Annotated in this window: 17 protein-coding genes and 1 riboswitch (1 of these 18 cut by a window edge); of the genes, 8 read left to right on the top strand and 9 right to left on the bottom strand. The window is 52.8% G+C overall.

Features of this window, described 5'->3' with window-relative positions; all coding sequences use genetic code 11:
• Positions 1-476 carry the 5' end (the start) of a tRNA uracil 4-sulfurtransferase ThiI gene (gene thiI / locus V5G20_RS08990; protein WP_327925902.1) on the bottom strand. 724 nt of this gene lie to the left of the window's left edge, so the window shows 476 of its 1200 coding nt (coding positions 1-476); the start codon lies at positions 474-476; the stop codon falls past the left edge of the window.
• Positions 477-495: 19 nt separating this feature from the next.
• The gene (locus V5G20_RS08985; RefSeq protein ID WP_003389225.1) at positions 496-1644 is read right to left on the bottom strand and encodes a cysteine desulfurase family protein; all 1149 of its coding nucleotides are present in this window, start codon (positions 1642-1644) and stop codon (positions 496-498) included.
• Positions 1645-1989: 345 nt separating this feature from the next.
• Between V5G20_RS08985 and V5G20_RS08980 the strand changes: the two genes are divergently transcribed.
• Positions 1990-2130, top strand: a complete 141-nt coding sequence (locus V5G20_RS08980) for a hypothetical protein (protein WP_003389224.1) — start codon at positions 1990-1992, stop codon at positions 2128-2130.
• Positions 2131-2328: 198 nt separating this feature from the next.
• Positions 2329-3558, top strand: a complete 1230-nt coding sequence (locus V5G20_RS08975; protein WP_122957934.1) for a LysM peptidoglycan-binding domain-containing protein — start codon at positions 2329-2331, stop codon at positions 3556-3558.
• A gap of 148 nt (positions 3559-3706) precedes the next feature.
• Here the strand turns inward: V5G20_RS08975 and dapF are convergent, their stop codons facing one another.
• Positions 3707-4579 carry a diaminopimelate epimerase gene (gene dapF / locus V5G20_RS08970; protein WP_003389222.1) on the bottom strand — a complete coding sequence of 291 codons (873 nt, stop codon included), beginning with the start codon at positions 4577-4579 and terminating at the stop codon, positions 3707-3709.
• Between the two features lie 111 nt (positions 4580-4690).
• On the opposite strand from dapF, the gene V5G20_RS08965 reads away from it, so the two are divergent.
• Positions 4691-5221: a DUF84 family protein gene (locus V5G20_RS08965; RefSeq protein ID WP_122957933.1), complete on the top strand. Its 531-nt coding sequence runs from the start codon at positions 4691-4693 to the stop codon at positions 5219-5221.
• A 79-nt stretch (positions 5222-5300) separates the two neighbouring features.
• Here the strand turns inward: V5G20_RS08965 and V5G20_RS08960 are convergent, their stop codons facing one another.
• Positions 5301-5879, bottom strand: coding sequence for a DUF456 domain-containing protein (locus V5G20_RS08960; protein WP_024982841.1), 579 nt, complete (start codon positions 5877-5879; stop codon positions 5301-5303).
• Positions 5880-5970: 91 nt separating this feature from the next.
• Between V5G20_RS08960 and V5G20_RS08955 the strand changes: the two genes are divergently transcribed.
• Positions 5971-6570, top strand: a complete 600-nt coding sequence (locus V5G20_RS08955) for a 5' nucleotidase, NT5C type (protein WP_031933099.1) — start codon at positions 5971-5973, stop codon at positions 6568-6570.
• A 114-nt stretch (positions 6571-6684) separates the two neighbouring features.
• Here V5G20_RS08955 and V5G20_RS08950 read toward each other — a convergent pair whose 3' ends face one another.
• On the bottom strand, positions 6685-6909 hold the full coding sequence (locus V5G20_RS08950) for a DUF1540 domain-containing protein (RefSeq protein ID WP_003389218.1): 225 nt from the start codon (positions 6907-6909) through the stop codon (positions 6685-6687).
• 107 nt (positions 6910-7016) lie between these two features.
• On the opposite strand from V5G20_RS08950, the gene V5G20_RS08945 reads away from it, so the two are divergent.
• On the top strand, positions 7017-7796 hold the full coding sequence (locus tag V5G20_RS08945; RefSeq protein ID WP_003389217.1) for an SDR family NAD(P)-dependent oxidoreductase: 780 nt from the start codon (positions 7017-7019) through the stop codon (positions 7794-7796).
• Here V5G20_RS08945 and V5G20_RS08940 read toward each other — a convergent pair.
• Positions 7716-9032 (bottom strand): MFS transporter, encoded by a 1317-nt coding sequence (locus tag V5G20_RS08940; RefSeq protein WP_251237988.1) that lies wholly within the window; start codon positions 9030-9032, stop codon positions 7716-7718. The two genes, V5G20_RS08945 and V5G20_RS08940, sit on opposite strands and share 81 nt — an antisense overlap.
• 161 nt (positions 9033-9193) lie before the next feature.
• On the bottom strand, positions 9194-10405 hold the full coding sequence (locus tag V5G20_RS08935) for an MFS transporter (protein ID WP_024982845.1): 1212 nt from the start codon (positions 10403-10405) through the stop codon (positions 9194-9196).
• 168 nt (positions 10406-10573) lie between these two features.
• On the opposite strand from V5G20_RS08935, the gene V5G20_RS08930 reads away from it, so the two are divergent.
• Both V5G20_RS08930 and V5G20_RS08925 read left to right on the top strand, forming a co-directional pair.
• Positions 10574-11293: an ArsR/SmtB family transcription factor gene (locus V5G20_RS08930; protein ID WP_024982846.1), complete on the top strand. Its 720-nt coding sequence runs from the start codon at positions 10574-10576 to the stop codon at positions 11291-11293.
• Positions 11265-12590 (top strand): MFS transporter, encoded by a 1326-nt coding sequence (locus V5G20_RS08925; protein ID WP_003389210.1) that lies wholly within the window; start codon positions 11265-11267, stop codon positions 12588-12590. Before V5G20_RS08930 ends, V5G20_RS08925 begins: the two co-directional genes overlap by 29 nt.
• 190 nt (positions 12591-12780) lie before the next feature.
• On the opposite strand, the gene codY is transcribed toward V5G20_RS08925, so the two are convergent.
• The gene (gene codY / locus V5G20_RS08920) at positions 12781-13563 is read right to left on the bottom strand and encodes a GTP-sensing pleiotropic transcriptional regulator CodY (protein ID WP_031933103.1); all 783 of its coding nucleotides are present in this window, start codon (positions 13561-13563) and stop codon (positions 12781-12783) included.
• Between the two features lie 255 nt (positions 13564-13818).
• Positions 13819-15060, bottom strand: coding sequence for a serine hydroxymethyltransferase (glyA, locus tag V5G20_RS08915; protein ID WP_338463352.1), 1242 nt, complete (start codon positions 15058-15060; stop codon positions 13819-13821).
• A gap of 160 nt (positions 15061-15220) precedes the next feature.
• Positions 15221-15326, bottom strand: a riboswitch (glycine riboswitch).
• 197 nt (positions 15327-15523) lie between these two features.
• On the opposite strand from glyA, the gene yjcZ reads away from it, so the two are divergent.
• Complete coding sequence (yjcZ, locus tag V5G20_RS08910; protein WP_141334129.1) at positions 15524-15622, top strand: sporulation protein YjcZ; 99 nt, start codon at positions 15524-15526, stop codon at positions 15620-15622.
• The last annotated feature ends 115 nt before the right edge of the window (positions 15623-15737 follow it).

Here is a 15737-nt window from a genome sequence, read left to right as displayed (position 1 = left end):
GTCCCCTCAGCCCGGATTTCGATATTGACGACTGCCTCCGGTTGATGAACGTCTACTTTAATGGCAGGGAGATTGCGCAAGATATGCGTGCCCACCATCCGGCTGACCTCCATCGAAGTTTTCGGAAACCGCTTGTCGGCACGCCGCGTTTCCACGCGAAAGGTCCTTGGCTCCGGCTGGATTTGCCGGATCATCTCCAGCGACTTTTCCTTAATCAGCTCTTCATCCGGCTCTACCTGAACCGTCGGACTGAAGGAAGAGATTCCAAATACCCGCTTCAGGCGTTCCATGACAGCCTGGGAGTCTTCTCCGTGAAGCTCCACATACATACGGCCGTAATTGCGGCGAACCTTAATCTTGTAAAAGGAACGCAATACACTTTTCACGCTGCGCACCAGCGCCTCTTCAAACAAATCGCGATTTTTGCCTTTCAGGGCCAATTCGCCGTATCGAATTAAAATAACATCGTAATTCATTGTCCGCTCCTTTGCATCGTTACACTTTTTCTTTCATATATGAGCGCATGCTGCCGACTTCCCTCACGGCAGCAATGAACTTTTCGACTTCTTCCGCCGTATTCTCTCTTCCCAGGCTTATCCGGATCGCTGATAAAGCCTGCTCTCTGTCCATTCCGGTCGCTGTCAGCACCCTGCTCGGTTCATCTGCTTTGGACGAACAGGCTGATTTCGTAGAGACGAGAAAACCGCGTTCCTCCAGGGCATGGAGTACAACCTCTGCCTTCATTCCGGGAAACGAGACATTGACGATATGCGGGGCACTTCCCTCTGCGGGAGTGTTGATCACGCAGCCAGATATGCTTGAAAGGCCTTCCCGCAAATATCGCGTTAACTCGCTCAATCGATCAGCATCGCGCTTTCCTTCCTCCGCCAACATGCGGATCGCTTTGGCCATGCCGGCAACCGCCGGAAGATTTTCGGTTCCCGACCGGAAACCGCCCTCTTGTCCCCCGCCCATCAGCAGCGGCTGGATGATCAGACCCTCGCGTTTAAAGAGAATCCCTGTCCCACGGGGACCATGAAATTTGTGAGCCGAAATGCTCGCAAGGTCAATGCCCCACTCTTTGACACGGAGCGGAAGCTTTCCAAAGCTTTGCACAGCGTCTACATGAAACAAGGTTTTCGGGAATTGTTTGAGCCATTCTCCAATTTCGGCGATTGGCTGAATCGTCCCGAGCTCATTGTTTACATGCATGACAGACACGAGTATCGTATCGTCTCGAACTGCTTTTTTGACGTCTTCGACGGACACCCGTCCATCGCGATCGACAGGCAGGAAAGTGACGGAAAAACCGAAGCTCTCAAGCTGCTTGCATACATCGTACACTGCAGGATGCTCGATGCTAGTCGTCACAATATGCTTGCCCCTGCCCTGATATTGAAACGCCACTCCTTTGATTGCGGCGTTGTTGCTTTCCGTTCCACCAGAAGTGAACAGGATCTCCGACGGTTTGCAACCGAGGTACTGAGCGGCTACCAGACGGGCCTGCTTCAGCACGTTTTCTGCCTCCAACCCTTTTTGATGCAGCGAAGAGGGATTACCAAAGTAAGTTTCCATCGCTCGTTTGACCACCTCAATCACTTGAGGATGCGGTCGGGTCGTGGCGCTGTTATCAAAATAAATCACCAGTCCACACCTTCCTGTTTGGCGATTGCCCAAAGTCTACCTTTCATCATAACACGACTTGTTTCTTTCCACATAGAGAGAAGCTCGCTACTTCTTTACTTTCCCCAGTTTTGGGGGCGGTCAGTACCTGTTTTCGGAAGCTAGCGAGAGGCTGTTAGGGAAAGCATTCATGACTTATGGCAAGATGGACGGCCTGCCTGTTACGATCAATTATTTTTTAATCGTCAAGAAACCGTCACAGTTACAAGCGCTTACATTCCCAAAGTGCTCTTTACAGGCGGCTGCCCCTTCGTTAAAATAGTCAGTAAATTTAGATAAAAGACAACGAAGAGGAGAGAAATCATCATGACTGCACAAGCAATGCAAGAGAAAATCCGCAAAATGGAAGCCGAATTGAAAAGACTTCAAGCGGAGCTGACAAAAATGAACCATGCGAAGATCGACAAAGCAGAAACAGCCTATCTAAACGAGGTGTACAACGGGTGACAATCCGTATCGTTGATTTCCGTTAGCGTGAAAGGACGCACTGTCTGTGCCGACTTTCACGCATTTTTTGTTTTCACGATCTGGGTACGTTTGCCAATCGGGGAAGCATTTATCCAATGCAAGAAGCTGTTTCCTCCATATACACTGTTGTTACACTATTTTCACAACAAGAGCTCAACATCAAGGAGGAAAGACACCATGTTCAGCACAGCTTGGAAACGCATGACCATCAGCTCGCTCCTGGCGCTCTCACTTCTTCCTGCCGCCAGCGCTTCCGCTCAGACGATCACAGTCAAAGCCGGGGATACCTTGGGGAATATCGCAGCAAGGTACGGTGTTACCGTTGCCCGGGTCAAACAGGTCAATCAACTACAGTCGGACATGCTCTTCGTGGGCCAATCTCTTTACATACCGCCAGTTTCCCCGGTATACACGGTTCAATCCGGCGATGTCCTGTGGAAAATTGCCGGAAAATTCGGTACAACCATTTCCGCTATTGTCGAGGCCAACAAACTGCAAAGCACAGACCTTCTCGTCGGACAAAGGCTTTTGATCCCTGTATCCGGGAATCCATCTGCTCCCCAAACCGGTTCTGTCTACACGGTCGTAAAGGGGGACATGCTGTGGAAGATTGCTGATCGTTTTCAAGTATCCATTCAAGCCATCGTGGATGCCAATCAGTTGAAGACGACCGAGTTGTGGATTGGGCAAAAGCTGGTCATTCCACAGAAACATACTGATACGCCCCCCTCTTCGGCGGGCAGCGAGAGTACATCGGCCACACCCGCCGATAAGACACCTGGTGCAGAGTCGCCTGCCGCCGAGGACAAGCCTTGGGTAACCACGACTTCCTACACGGTTGTCAAAGGGGATACGCCGTGGACGGTCTCGATTGCGTACGGGATTCCCCGGGACGAGTTTTTGCGGGTGAACAATCTGTCGGAAAACGATTTCCTGCAAGTCGGGCAAGTCGTAAAAATCCCCGTTCACCATATCCCGGTCACTTCTGCTCCGAGCGCATCCTACGGCGAATATCTGGACTGGTTTGAAGCCGCACAATACCTGTTTCCGATCAATGCTGTCGCCACAGTAACCGATTTTTACACCGGCAAAAGCTTTCAGGTGAAGCGGACCATCGGCGCATTCCACTCGGATACCGAGCCGCTGACGGCAAAAGACGCGGCGATCATCAAAGAGGTATGGGGCGGGACCTATTCCTGGAGCGTCCGTCCGGTACTCGTCGAAGTAAAGGGAAGGAAGCTGGCCGCCTCCATGACTTCTATGCCGCATAGCATCGAATACATAGCGGACAATGATTTCGACGGTCATTTTGACATCCACTTCCCAAACAGCCTTCGCCATAAAGACAATCAGGTCGACCCGGATCATCAGGCAGCGGTAAAAGTAGCGGCGGGTCGGAGCAGGTAGGACTTTGATGCGGAACTGACAAGTCGTCCCAGCATCGTTCCAGCAGAAAAGTCGTACGTACCAACAGGTTCTTCCATTCAAAATCCCGCCCTCGGCTTTTCGCTGAAGGCGGGATTCTTTACTTGGCATGTATCATGTCATTCGCAAATTATTCTGCGCTTCCCACCATCGGAAGCGGTTCTCCATACACACCTTGATACACTTCCGTAGCAGGGCCGGTCATATAGACGCGATTATCGCTCTCCCGCCACTCGATCAGCAAATCTCCGCCAGCCAAGTGAACGGTTACCGTCCGGTCTGTTTTTCCGCTGAGACTCGCGGCAACAGCAGCGGCACATGCCCCGGTCCCGCATGCAAGCGTCACGCCGGAACCGCGTTCCCACACGCGAAACAACAGCTCCTGCCGATTCAGTACCTGAATAAACTCGACATTGGTCCGCTCCGGAAACCACTCATGCCGCTCAATATGCGGCCCATATGCGGTTACATCCTCTTCCTTGAGCTCTTCTACAAACAGGATGGCATGGGGATTGCCCATCGAAACGGCAGTCATGGGAAACGTCCGTCCCTCTACCGTGAGCGGATACTCCACCACCTGTTCATCCGGATTCCCCGTCATCGGAATCGCGGAACGGGCAAAGCGCGGCTCTCCCATATCAATCGTGACCAGCTCCACCCTGCCGTTTGCACCAAGCCGGACACGCGGAGTGACGATGCCCCCCAGTGTCTCCACGGTAAACGACTCCTTGTTGGTCAAACCGTGGTCTACGACGTATTTGCTGACACAGCGCAACCCGTTGCCGCAGTTTTTGGCTTCACTGCCATCATTGTTGAACACTCTCATGCGAAAGTCCGCCACATCGGAAGGCATAATCAAAATCAATCCGTCCCCGCCGATGCCGAAATTTCGATCACTTACCCTCCGGGCCAATTCCGGCAAATCGACTTGCTGGAGGGGCTCCTCAAAACAATTGACATAGACGTAGTCATTTCCCAGCCCATGCATCTTGGTAAATTTCATCGCAGGTTCCTCTCTCGTTTCGTCGTTCTTCTCCCCTCATGTTATCACAGAACATCCTTTCGTGGGACATGGTATACTACCCGTAACCGATACATGTGGAGGGTAGTTCAAATGGATTTTTCCGCACTGAAATACGCTTTGGGCACGAAAAACGAAGCGAAGGTAAAGGCGGTTCGGATGGCTACCGGCTCTGAACCGGTGTGCCTATCCGTTTCATCCGGCATATCCGGACAGCCTCTATCCGAGGAAGAAACGATCAAAGGCGCCATCAATCGGGCAAAAGCGGCCCGGCTCGAAGCAGGTGAAGGATTTGTCGGATTGGGATTAGAAGGAGGCCTTACGTTTGACAGTGTCCATACCAACCAATGGTATTTGATCTCCGTATGTGCCGCCTGGAACGGAGAACAGCTTTCGATCGGAAAGGGCCTTGCTTTTCCCATCCCAAGTGCAGCCGTGGATCGTATAAAACGGGAAGGAATCGAACTGTCTGCGGTGATCGACGAGTGGAGCGGCACTGCCGGAAGCAACCACCGTGGGGGCGCTTACGGTTTGCTTACCGAAGGCCGCATTCAAAGAGCCGAGGTTTTTCGTGACGCCGTACTCGCGGCTCTGACTCCATTTTTATCATCCTTCTATAAATAATTCCGTTCATACTGGGAGCGTACATTGCACCCCTGTAAAAAAGAAACACCCCTCCCAAGGGAGAGGCGGTCAAACAGGACTACCGGGCGACGTAATAGGGGTACACGATCAAAGCGCCAAGAACAGCTACAACCCCGATAATCATCGCCCACGTCCCGAGAGTACGGGCATCTCGGCGATAAGCAAGGTAACCCAGGACAAAGCCGACTGGCGCGATCAGGTACGGAAGCAAAAAGAGTGACAGGATGGATAGCCCAAGCCCCGTCATTCCAAGTCCGCTCGCGCCGTTTTCAGGGTCTGCCTTGGTTTCGGCAGATCGGCGGGTTCCACGGATCGGCTCCGCAATTTCGGCCGCCGTTTCAGTCTGGTAATCCTTTGCCGAACGCTCGACTGTATAGTGGGGGTGTTCAGTTTCCTCCCTCGCTTGGGTCAGGTCGCCATCGAGGTTGGCATTCTGCTGTTCCCCATTGTACCGCTCGGTGCGTGTCAGCGGGTCGTAATCGATGTTCCGCTTGGCATTGTTGCTGTCAGGGTTAAACACAGCACCCATCCAGCTGTCCACAGCAAACTCCGTGTCCCGCTGATCCACCATTTCGGCGGGCCCGTTGTCTGCTTCCTTCCGCTCAGCATTCATACGCTCGTTTTCGTCGTACGCCATGTTAAGCTCAGCCCCTTTTTACAAGGATTGTGGTGAAGGAAGTAGCCTTATTCTCTGCCTTGGGTGTACAATTTAAACTGGAGGCGAGAGGATGAAACCAGAGAGAACCCTAACAATTGGCATTGATATTGATGGAACGGTCACGGAACCTAGCAGTATCGTGCCTATGATGAACGAGAGCTTTGGCAAACATTTGCGGTACGAAGACTGTTTTGTCTACAACCTGGCCGAGGTCTACGGCATTAGTGATGAAGCGTTTGTCGACTGGCTGGACAAGCATGGTGAACGTTTGTACGATGAAGCCCCTGTGCATGGAACGGCTGATCTGATCTTGCGTAGCTGGTTCAACCGCCATCGCCTGATCTACATCAGTGCCCGGGAGGCGCGCCACCGGGAAGTCACGCTCAATTGGTTCTCCCGGTACCGAATTCCTTTTCATGAGCTGGATTTGATCGGTTCTCACGACAAGCTTGCCGCTGCCCAAAGATGGAACGTGGACTTGTTCCTTGAGGACCGTTTGGAAAATGCTCTCCAGTTGTCCGAAGCGCTGGAGATTCCTATCCTGTTGTTTGATACCCCGTACAATCAGGGAACTCTGCCTGAGCTTGTCCACCGCGTTCATTCCTGGGAGCAGGTCGATGCCTTGGTGGAGTCGCTGCCGATCAAACGCCTCCTCGGCTCGCAATCATAGCTAAGCTGAAAGTAGACGTCTGAGCCGCCCCCTTGCCCGAGGGCGACAGGCAAAGGAATAGGAAAAGACGTATCACCAGCCGTGGGATACGTCTTTTTCCTTGCTACGATGGATTTACTTCTTTGCTGTTTTTTTCGGTTTGAAGGTGTGACAACAGGTTTGGGAAGAAGTATCTGCCTTGTCCTTGTGCTCGCTGTCATGGCCGTACTCGCCTGCAAACTCTTCTTTAAAGTTCGCATCCGCGTGCGCGTCGATTTCCACCATGATCATGTCGGCATTACAGTTGTTGCCCTCGCTCCAATACTCACAGTTGGCTACACTGCACTTTACTACTGGCATGTATATTCACCCCCTAGGGGCTATCCTTCACCACATGCCAACCACTTATACTTTCCATATATAGATTGACCTGTTTGCTAAAAAGAACCATCGAAGGGTGAGTATTCATGGATAAACGGCAAGTTGTCGTCATCACCGGCGCTACGGGAGGACTGGGCGGGGCGCTGGCTCGTCTGCATCTCGAACAAGGCGATCAGGTCATTGCCACCGGGCGATCGGAGGCAGGACTGACAGCCCTGCGCGAACAGTTGGGGAACCCGGACAACCTCCGCTGCTATTTGCTCGATGTCACCGACGCCGACGGTTGTGCCAAGCTCGCCGACTGGATCAAACAAAACTACGGAACGTGCGATCTTTTGTACAACAATGCCGGCACAGCCTTGTTTGCACCTTTTGCAGATATGGACCTGCAGCAAATCAAACAGATTGTAGACACCAATATATCGGGCCTGCTTTACATGACCCACGCCCTCTTGCCTCTGATGCTGGCGGCAAACTCCGGACACATCGTCAATATCGGCTCATTGGCGGGACAAGTCGCAACAGCCAAAGCGGCTGTTTACGCCGGCAGCAAGGCAGCCGTCAATCGGTTTAGCGAAGGGCTTCGCCACGAGCTGGCTGACACCGGTATATTCGTCACCAGCGTCCTGCCCGGCCCAATCGACACTCCATTTTTAAATCGGGCCGATCAGTCAGGCGCTTATCGGGGAAAGGTCGCCCGTTATCTGCTCACTCCGGAGGAAACGGCGAAGCTTATTCTCCGCGCTGTCAAACGCAAGCGGGATGAAGCAGCCATGCCCCGCCGCCTACACCTGCTCTCCCTTTTTTATCTCCTCCTGCCGAGCGGGCTGAAGCGTTTGGCCGCTCCCCTCCTGAACCGCAAGTAGCCCGGAAGAATCAAGCCCTCGCAGAAGCGGGAAGGCGAAAAGTCCAATTACGATACAAGCAGCAGACGCAGCTCCGAGAAGCCCCTGCAATCCGAGCAGCGGAATCAGCACACCGGAGATGCCGGCCCCCGCCGGCATCCCCGTTCCGGTAATGGTCCTCACACTCGTCAAGACACGACCCAGCATTTCAGAAGGAATGTTTTTTTGCAAATAGCTGCGATACATGATGTTGTAGGGGGTAAAGCTCAGCCCTGCCAACCCCATGGCGATAATGGCCACATCTGTTCGCGAAAAGAAAGCCAGCGGTAGCGTGGTGATTCCCCACAGGACAATGATCGAGGAGAGCGTGACGCCGGTAGAGATCCTCCAGGTGACCGCTGAGAACAGGACGGAACCGAGCAGCGCTCCTCCTGCCAGCGCCGACCACAGCAGACCGAGCGAAAGCGATCCTCCCTTCAGAAGCTGATCGGCATAAAGCGGCAGGGCAACCTCGACAGGGCCGTACGCCATGTTGAAGAAAAACGTAAACAGAATGAGCCAAACGAGCTGTGACCGTTTAAAAAGAAAGCGGTACCCGGTCAAAATATCGGCTGCAAGCGAGCGAAAAAATTCCCCCGGCTTGCCCGCAGCGCTTTGCTGAGAAGCATCATCCAGCGACTCAGCAGAAATGCGGTAAAAACAAAACGCGCATAGGAACATGGCACATGCATCTACCAAAAGGACCATGCTCTCTCCGATCAAGGCGATCAACATTCCTGCCAGGGCCGGTCCGAACAAACCGGTCATCTGCCACTGGCTTTCCATCAAGCCGTTTGCTCTTACCAACAGATTTTTGTCCGGAACCAGTCGGGGCAGAAGCGCCTGTGCTCCCGAGCTGCTGAGCGGCGAGAGCAGCCCCGCCATGATAATCAAGGCATAAACTGTCCACAGCGGCAGCGAATCCGACTGAAGCACCAGGACAAGCGCTATGTAAATCAAGCCGCGCAAAATGTTGTCCCAAATAATGAGTCTGCGCCGGTTAAAGCGATCCAGCAGCACCCCGACGACGAGACCTGCCGCGACCGATGAAAGCATGAACGCAAGAACGACGCCCCCCATCGCCACAGGCGAGCCCGTCTTTTTCATCACAAACCAGGAGAGGGCCATCCAGCCAAACGAATTTCCCAGCGAGGACAAAAACAATCCCGTCCAGTACCAGCGAAAACCGGAATGATTCCAAAGTTCCTTCACATGCATCTCCTCTTTTTTCCACTTTTTCAACCATTTTAATTTATAATACATACATTTTCAACTAGTATGTTTATTAAAATATATAAATTGATTAATTGAGAACAAAAAACACCTCTTTTGCGCCGATCATGCAAAAAAGGTGTTCCTGATAGGAGAATGTGCAACTGCTATACTGCTTCTTTTTTCTGTTCTTTAAGGCTCCGCGCTGCCAGAAGCCAAATCAGCCCGGCGATCACTCCAAAAATGGCCAAACCTGTGGAAACGAGCGAGCTCCCTGCTTTTTCCGCGCCGTAGCCTACGATCAGACATCCCACCGCAAAGCTCCCCATCGTGAGCATCTCCCTGATCGAAAAGACCCTGGCCAGAAATTCCGCATCCGTCAAGCGCTGCAGACGAGTCACCGCCATGATCGAAGAGCTGAAGGAAGCAAAAGCGCAAAACAGGGTGGCCACCGCAAGCACCAGGATAGGCCCTGAATGGAACATCCCGTAGACGGAAAGGCTCATGGCTACCAAGGCCCAGCCAAGCGCAGTATTGACTCCCTTTTCTCCGGCCCGGTCTGCCCACCTGCTCACGACAACACCGGCCAATACTCCCCCCAGTCCCAGCGGTATATCAAGCAGACCGAAGACGTACAAGCCTTCTTTGCGCTCCTGCAAGATATGGAACATCAGCATGATGTAATACGCGCCGAGCATTCGTTCCGCCATTTGATACAGCAGCACAGACTTGATTTTCGGAACCGTGCGGATATAGTCAATTCCTTCCCGCAGTCTCGTGAAAAAGCCGATGCTCGTTTTCATCTCCGTGCCGCTGAGAGACGGCAGCTTTAACAGGATCAACAGCGAGACGAAATAACAGGCGGCGTCGAGGAGAAAATTAAATCGGTAGGAAAAATAATAGACCAAAAACGCAGCTACTCCCTGACAGACAATAATCAGAAAGGACGTCGTTCCTTGCAACAGCGAATTGGCTTGCAGTCTGTCCTCCTGCTTTACCGACTGGACGATGGCTACCTGCATGGCCGGTTGAAAAAAGGCGCTGCAGACGTTGACCAGAATTAACAGCAAAAAAACGGCCCATAGGTACGCGGGTGTCGTGATCCAGAAAAAGAGGCTGACCAGGACCCCCCGCAAAAAATTCACGATGATCATCACTCTTCGCTTGTCCCAGTTTTCCAGCAGTGCCCCTGAAAACAAGCTCGTGATTACATAGGGCAGCATCCGAAAAACCGTACCGGCCGCAAACGACAGGCCAGAGCCGCTGAGATCCTGCAGCAGACCCACAACCGCGATAAAGGTGAATTCATTTCCGACGATGTGAATGATGTGTGCCGCGTATAGACGGCGAAAGACGGGGTGTTTAAGAATCGATGACATGCTCTACTCTTGTCCTTTCACCGTTTTTTTCCGTATTGTAACACTATTTGTGAAAAAAAGCAGAATCCTCTTGCGCTACCAGTCATTCTGTTGTTACAATACGTTCAATAAAATTTGAACGTTTGAAAAATAACATACGTTCACTTCACATTGAAAGGTGGATTACGTTTGAAACGTTACATGGTCATCGAAAACCCGGAGCAACTGAAAGCAATCAGCGACGCCCTTCGGATGGAGATCATCAACCTGCTGGTCCGGGAAGAACAGACCGGCAAGCAACTGGCTACCCAGCTTTCCCTCTCTCCCTCCAAGGTGCACTATCATCTGAAAGAGCTGGAGCATCACGGCTTCATCGAAGTCGTTCGAACGGAAGAAAAAAACGGGATCGTGCAAAAGTTTTATCGCTCCAAAGCATACGACTTCAAAGTAAGCGACGCCCTCTTGCCGTCCCTCAAAGACGATACCGTGCTGATGCAGGAAACGATGCTGAACCATCTTCGCAGCAGCATAACCCGTCTGTACAATGCTCCGGAAGAGAGCTTCCTGTACTTTGCCGAGGAATCCAAACGGCCGCCGCTTTTTGGCTGCAATGGCGAGATAAAAGGCCCGCGGGATGAAATCAACGCATGGCTGGACAAATACCGCGAGCTCCTGAAGGAATTGGGCGATATTGAGGAAAGACACCTGCGCCGGATTGCCGCGGGGGAAATCGAAGATACGAATGAAGTATTTTATTTCGTCCACGTCGGCTTTATGACGAATGAACGCGTTTACGTAGCGGAAGACGAGTCGCTGCCGGACGGCTATGAATTTATCAACGATACGACAGTCGGAAAAATTAGCAGGAGGGCTGACGCCAATGACGATGACGGCAACTCCGTCACCTAATCCGGTTCTCTGGCGCAACAGCCAGTTTCTCCGCCTCTGGATCGGCAATCTGATCTCAGCGTTGGCTGACGGCGCTTTTTTTATCGCCTTGTCCTGGTTTATCGTCGACAAGACCGGATCAGAAGCGGTTCTCGGGACGACACTGATGTGCATGTCCATCCCGCGCCTGCTCTTTATGCTGGTGGGGGGCGTCGCGGCTGACAAGTACAACCGAAAGTGGATCATGTTTGGCTCCATCCTGGCCCGCGGAGTTGTCCTGGGCGCCTTCGGCTTGCTGCTGCTGCAGGAAACCGGTCATTGGCTGCCTTATGCCGCGTATCTCACAGCCTTCCTGTTCGGTACCGTCGACGCTTTCTTCTGGCCTGCGAGAAGCAGCGTCCTGCCTTTTGTCGTCTCCCGCGAGCAGCTTGCTCCCGCCAACAGCCTTATGGAAATCGCACAGCAGATCAGCCTTGTCGGCGGTCCGCTCACGGCAGCGCTCTTGATGCGGTTGACCAGCTATCCCGCGACCTTTCTTGTCATGGCAGCCGCCTTTTTCATCGGTACACTGATCATTTCTACCCTTCGTCTGGAGCCGGCAGAGGAAATTGACACCTCACGCCAAACAAAAGAACCCTCCTTTTTCCGGCAGATTTTTGAAGGAATCCTCTTTGCCAAAACCATCCCGGTGCTGATGATCATCTTCGGAACCTCGCTGGTCGTAAACATGATGTTCTCAGGTCCTGTCAACATGGGGCTGCCGCTCCTCGTCAAGCAATTGGGCTGGGACAGCAATGCTTACAGCTCTCTGAGCACTTCTCTCGGAGTCGGCACGATCATTGGCGGAGTCATTACCGGCGCCTGCAATGGCTTTCGCGGACGCTTTCTGCTGCTTCCGTTCTTCCTCGGTCTGATGGGGGCAGGCATCCTTGCCGTTTCCTTTATGCATGTTCTGCCGTTCGGTCTGTCGATGATGCTGCTTGTGGGAATAACGATGGCGATGACCAACATCCCTTTGATCACCTACATTCAGACCATCGTCCCCGCCCACATGTTGGGCAGAGTCATGTCTTTGCTGACAACGATGTCCATCGGACTCGGTCCGGTCAGCTATGCCCTTTGCTCATTCCTGCTTGAAACAAAGATGTTGGAAGCCGGTACGCTGCTTCTCGTCGGCGGAATTGCTGTCGGCTTGCTCGGGATGAGTCTGATCCTGTTTCGCCACTTTAGGGAGGCGGAGCAGCATCCGCTATGGGCTCAGCAAGGTGCCAAAAAGCAGCAGGAGCAAGAAAAACCGCAAACCACGCTGTCTGTTTGACCGGGGCAAGGGAGGCAGGCGCGTTCGGGGCGTTTGGGGCGTTTGGAGCCTTTGGAGCGTTCAGAGCGTTCAAAGCGTTCGGGGCGTTCAGAGCGTTCTGCGCGCCCGGCACACACGCTCCCCTCCTGCCTCTTTCCATCACCTGCAAAAAGAAAAACGCCCGATCCGCATTGGATTGGGCATTTTCGCTTTAGGACGTCTTCCACTTCGCCAATTCGGACGGGAATTTGTCGTTCAATACTTTGATGTAGGTCCCTTTCATCCCGAGAGAACGGGATTCCAGCACACCTGCACTGGCAAGCTTTCTGAGCGCGTTGACGATGACGGAACGGGTCAGTCCGGCCTGATCGGCCAACTGGCTTGCGACGAGCAGGCCTTCTTTGGCATCGAGCTGTTCCATGATTTTTTCGATGGCGATTTGCTCACTGTAGGAAAGGGAGGAAAGCGCGATTTTGGCAAAGGTCTTGTCGCGAACTTCATTTTCAATTTGTTCCGTGCGCTGACGGACAATTTTCATGCCGATTACGGTTGCCCCGATTTCGGCCAGGATCAGATCCTCTGTTTCAAAAGTGCCGTAAGCCCGCAGCAATACGAGGGTACCCAAACGGCTTCCGCCTGCGTTGATCGGAACGATGGTCGTCATCATTTGCGGGAAGAGCGGCAACAGCTCCTCTGGTACCATGCTGTACGGGCTTTGTACCCCCTCATTGGCCAGAGACTGATTGACTTCCAAAAGCTTTTGATTGTAGCCGTATGGCAGCATTGCGCCTGACCGGCCGTCCTGCCCCTGTCCGATGCCAAAATCCTCCCGAACCCCGTTTCCGAGAATCGTCCCGTCTGCCGTCACGATGTAGACGTTCGCGCCAATCACATCAGCCAGCAGCCGAGCCAGATCATGATACCCTACCCCGCTTCCTCCCATCGTCTTTTGCAGCATGACGTTAATCCTTCTAGTTTTCTCCAGTAAATTCATTCCATTTTTTCCTCCTTGCGGTTATGTATAGTCGCAGTATTGTCAGAAAAATCCCGGCTTATACATGCAAATCAAAAAATAGACAATAAAAGAACAGGCCCCTTATGGTTTATGCCATAAAGGACCTGTCCGTTCCACCATTCCCGCAGGAGCCGCTTCCTACTCTTCTGAAACAAACGCCATGTACTGTTCTGCAGAAAGCAATTCGCTTACTTCCGCCGGGTTGCTCAATTTGTAAATCATCGCCAGCCTCCGTCAGCGCAAAACTGAAGCGCGACTGTAAAGCGGATAGGCAGCACATAACTGACTGATCGTATCTCGAACGGACGGATCTCCTTTTCCTTTCAGAACAGCAGCAATCGATCGTCCGATGGTCTTCATTTCCGCTTCTTTCATGCCCCTTGTGGTGGCAGCGGCAGTGCCGATGCGAATCCCGCTGGTGACAAACGGGCTTTCCGGATCAAACGGAATCGTGTTTTTGTTGACAGTGATGCCCGCTTCTTCCAACAGCCGCTCCGCTTCCTTTCCTGTCAGTCCGAAGACGCGAACGTCGAGAAGCAGCAGGTGATTGTCCGTGCCCCCCGAAACCAGTCTCGCTCCTTCTTCGAGCAAGGTCTCGGCGAGAACCTTTGCGTTTTTCACCACTTGCTCCGCGTAGCTCTTGAACTCGGGCTGCAGCGCTTCTTTAAAAGAGACTGCCTTTGCCGCTATGATATGCATCAGCGGCCCGCCCTGAATACCTGGGAATATCGCTTTGTTTACGCCCTTTGCGATCTCCTCGTCATTCGTTAACACAATGCCGCCACGCGGTCCTCTCAGCGTCTTATGCGTGGTACTTGTCACGACGTCAGCATGGGGAACGGGCGAAGGATGCACGCCCGCCGCCACCAAGCCGGCGATATGAGCCATGTCTACCATCAGCTTTGCTCCTGCCTGCTCGGCGATCTCGCGAAAGCGGGCGAAATCAAGCGTCCGCGAATAGGCGCTGCCGCCTGCGATGATGATCTTCGGCTTTTCCCGGCGGGCAATCGCTTCCACTTCGTCATAATCGATCAGGTGATCCTCTTCGCGGACCCCGTATGCCACGACATTAAACCACTTTCCCGAGAGGCTGACCGGACTTCCATGCGTCAGATGGCCACCGTGCGACAGATTCATTCCCATGAAGGTATCTCCCGGCTGCAGCAGCGAAAAGAACACGGCCGTGTTCGCCTGTGCGCCGGAGTGAGGCTGGACATTGGCATAGGCTGCTCCAAACAGCTTCGATACTCGCTCGATCGCCAAGCGTTCGACTACATCCACGTGCTCGCAGCCGCCGTAATACCGCTTTCCGGGATAGCCTTCCGCATACTTGTTGGTCAGAACCGATCCCATGGCGTCCAAAACGTCCTGACTCACAAAGTTTTCCGATGCGATCAACTCCAGCGTCCCGAGCTGGCGCTGGCGTTCCGCTTCGATCGCTTCAAAAATTTCCTTGTCGTGATCCTGCAAGCTCATCGATATTCCTCCCTTGGCTCCCATCTTTCCCGAACGCAAAAAAGGACAAGGGAAAGATAGATAGCACGTAATCTACCTCTCCTCTGTCCTTTTACCTGAGAGTTTAACTCCTGACACGGGAGTCTTCCCCTTGGGTGGCTGTTCGCTCTCTCCAGAGGTGCGTCCAATTGTGGTACCTTGTACCTGAGAGATTCTTTCCCAAGGATTTTTGGGACTTGCTCCTTCGGTGCCGGGCGCTTCGGTCCGGTCTCTCCCACAATCGTCATCCGCTCTATGCAATTACTTCGAATCATACGTCAAGGGATTCAACATTGTCAATAATATTTCGAATAGAATATCAATTGTTCTTGAGAATGATCCAGTCTGCGGCCTGTCGCCCAAAATGGGTAGTCGCCCTAACACCGAAAGGCCCGCCCGTAAATACGATAGCAGGGAACGCATTCAAACAAAGGAGGATGCTTGCATGAGTAGTCTGTTCAAGAGCGGCGGGTTTAACGGTATCGGTCTTATTCTGGTGCTGTTTATTCTGCTCTCGATTGTCGGATGTTCGGAAGATTGTTAGCAAAGATTGCAAACCGTTCGCTTCTTCATGGATGATTGATTGGGCAGACCGTGGGCGAGCTCCCATATCGTTATAAAAACGCGGGAATTGAACTGCACCTCCAAATGTTAGCTGT

The sequence above is a fragment of the Brevibacillus borstelensis genome (assembly GCF_036700025.1).
Taxonomy (GTDB): domain Bacteria; phylum Bacillota; class Bacilli; order Brevibacillales; family Brevibacillaceae; genus Brevibacillus; species Brevibacillus borstelensis.
This window is presented reverse-complemented; position numbering and strand designations above follow the sequence as displayed.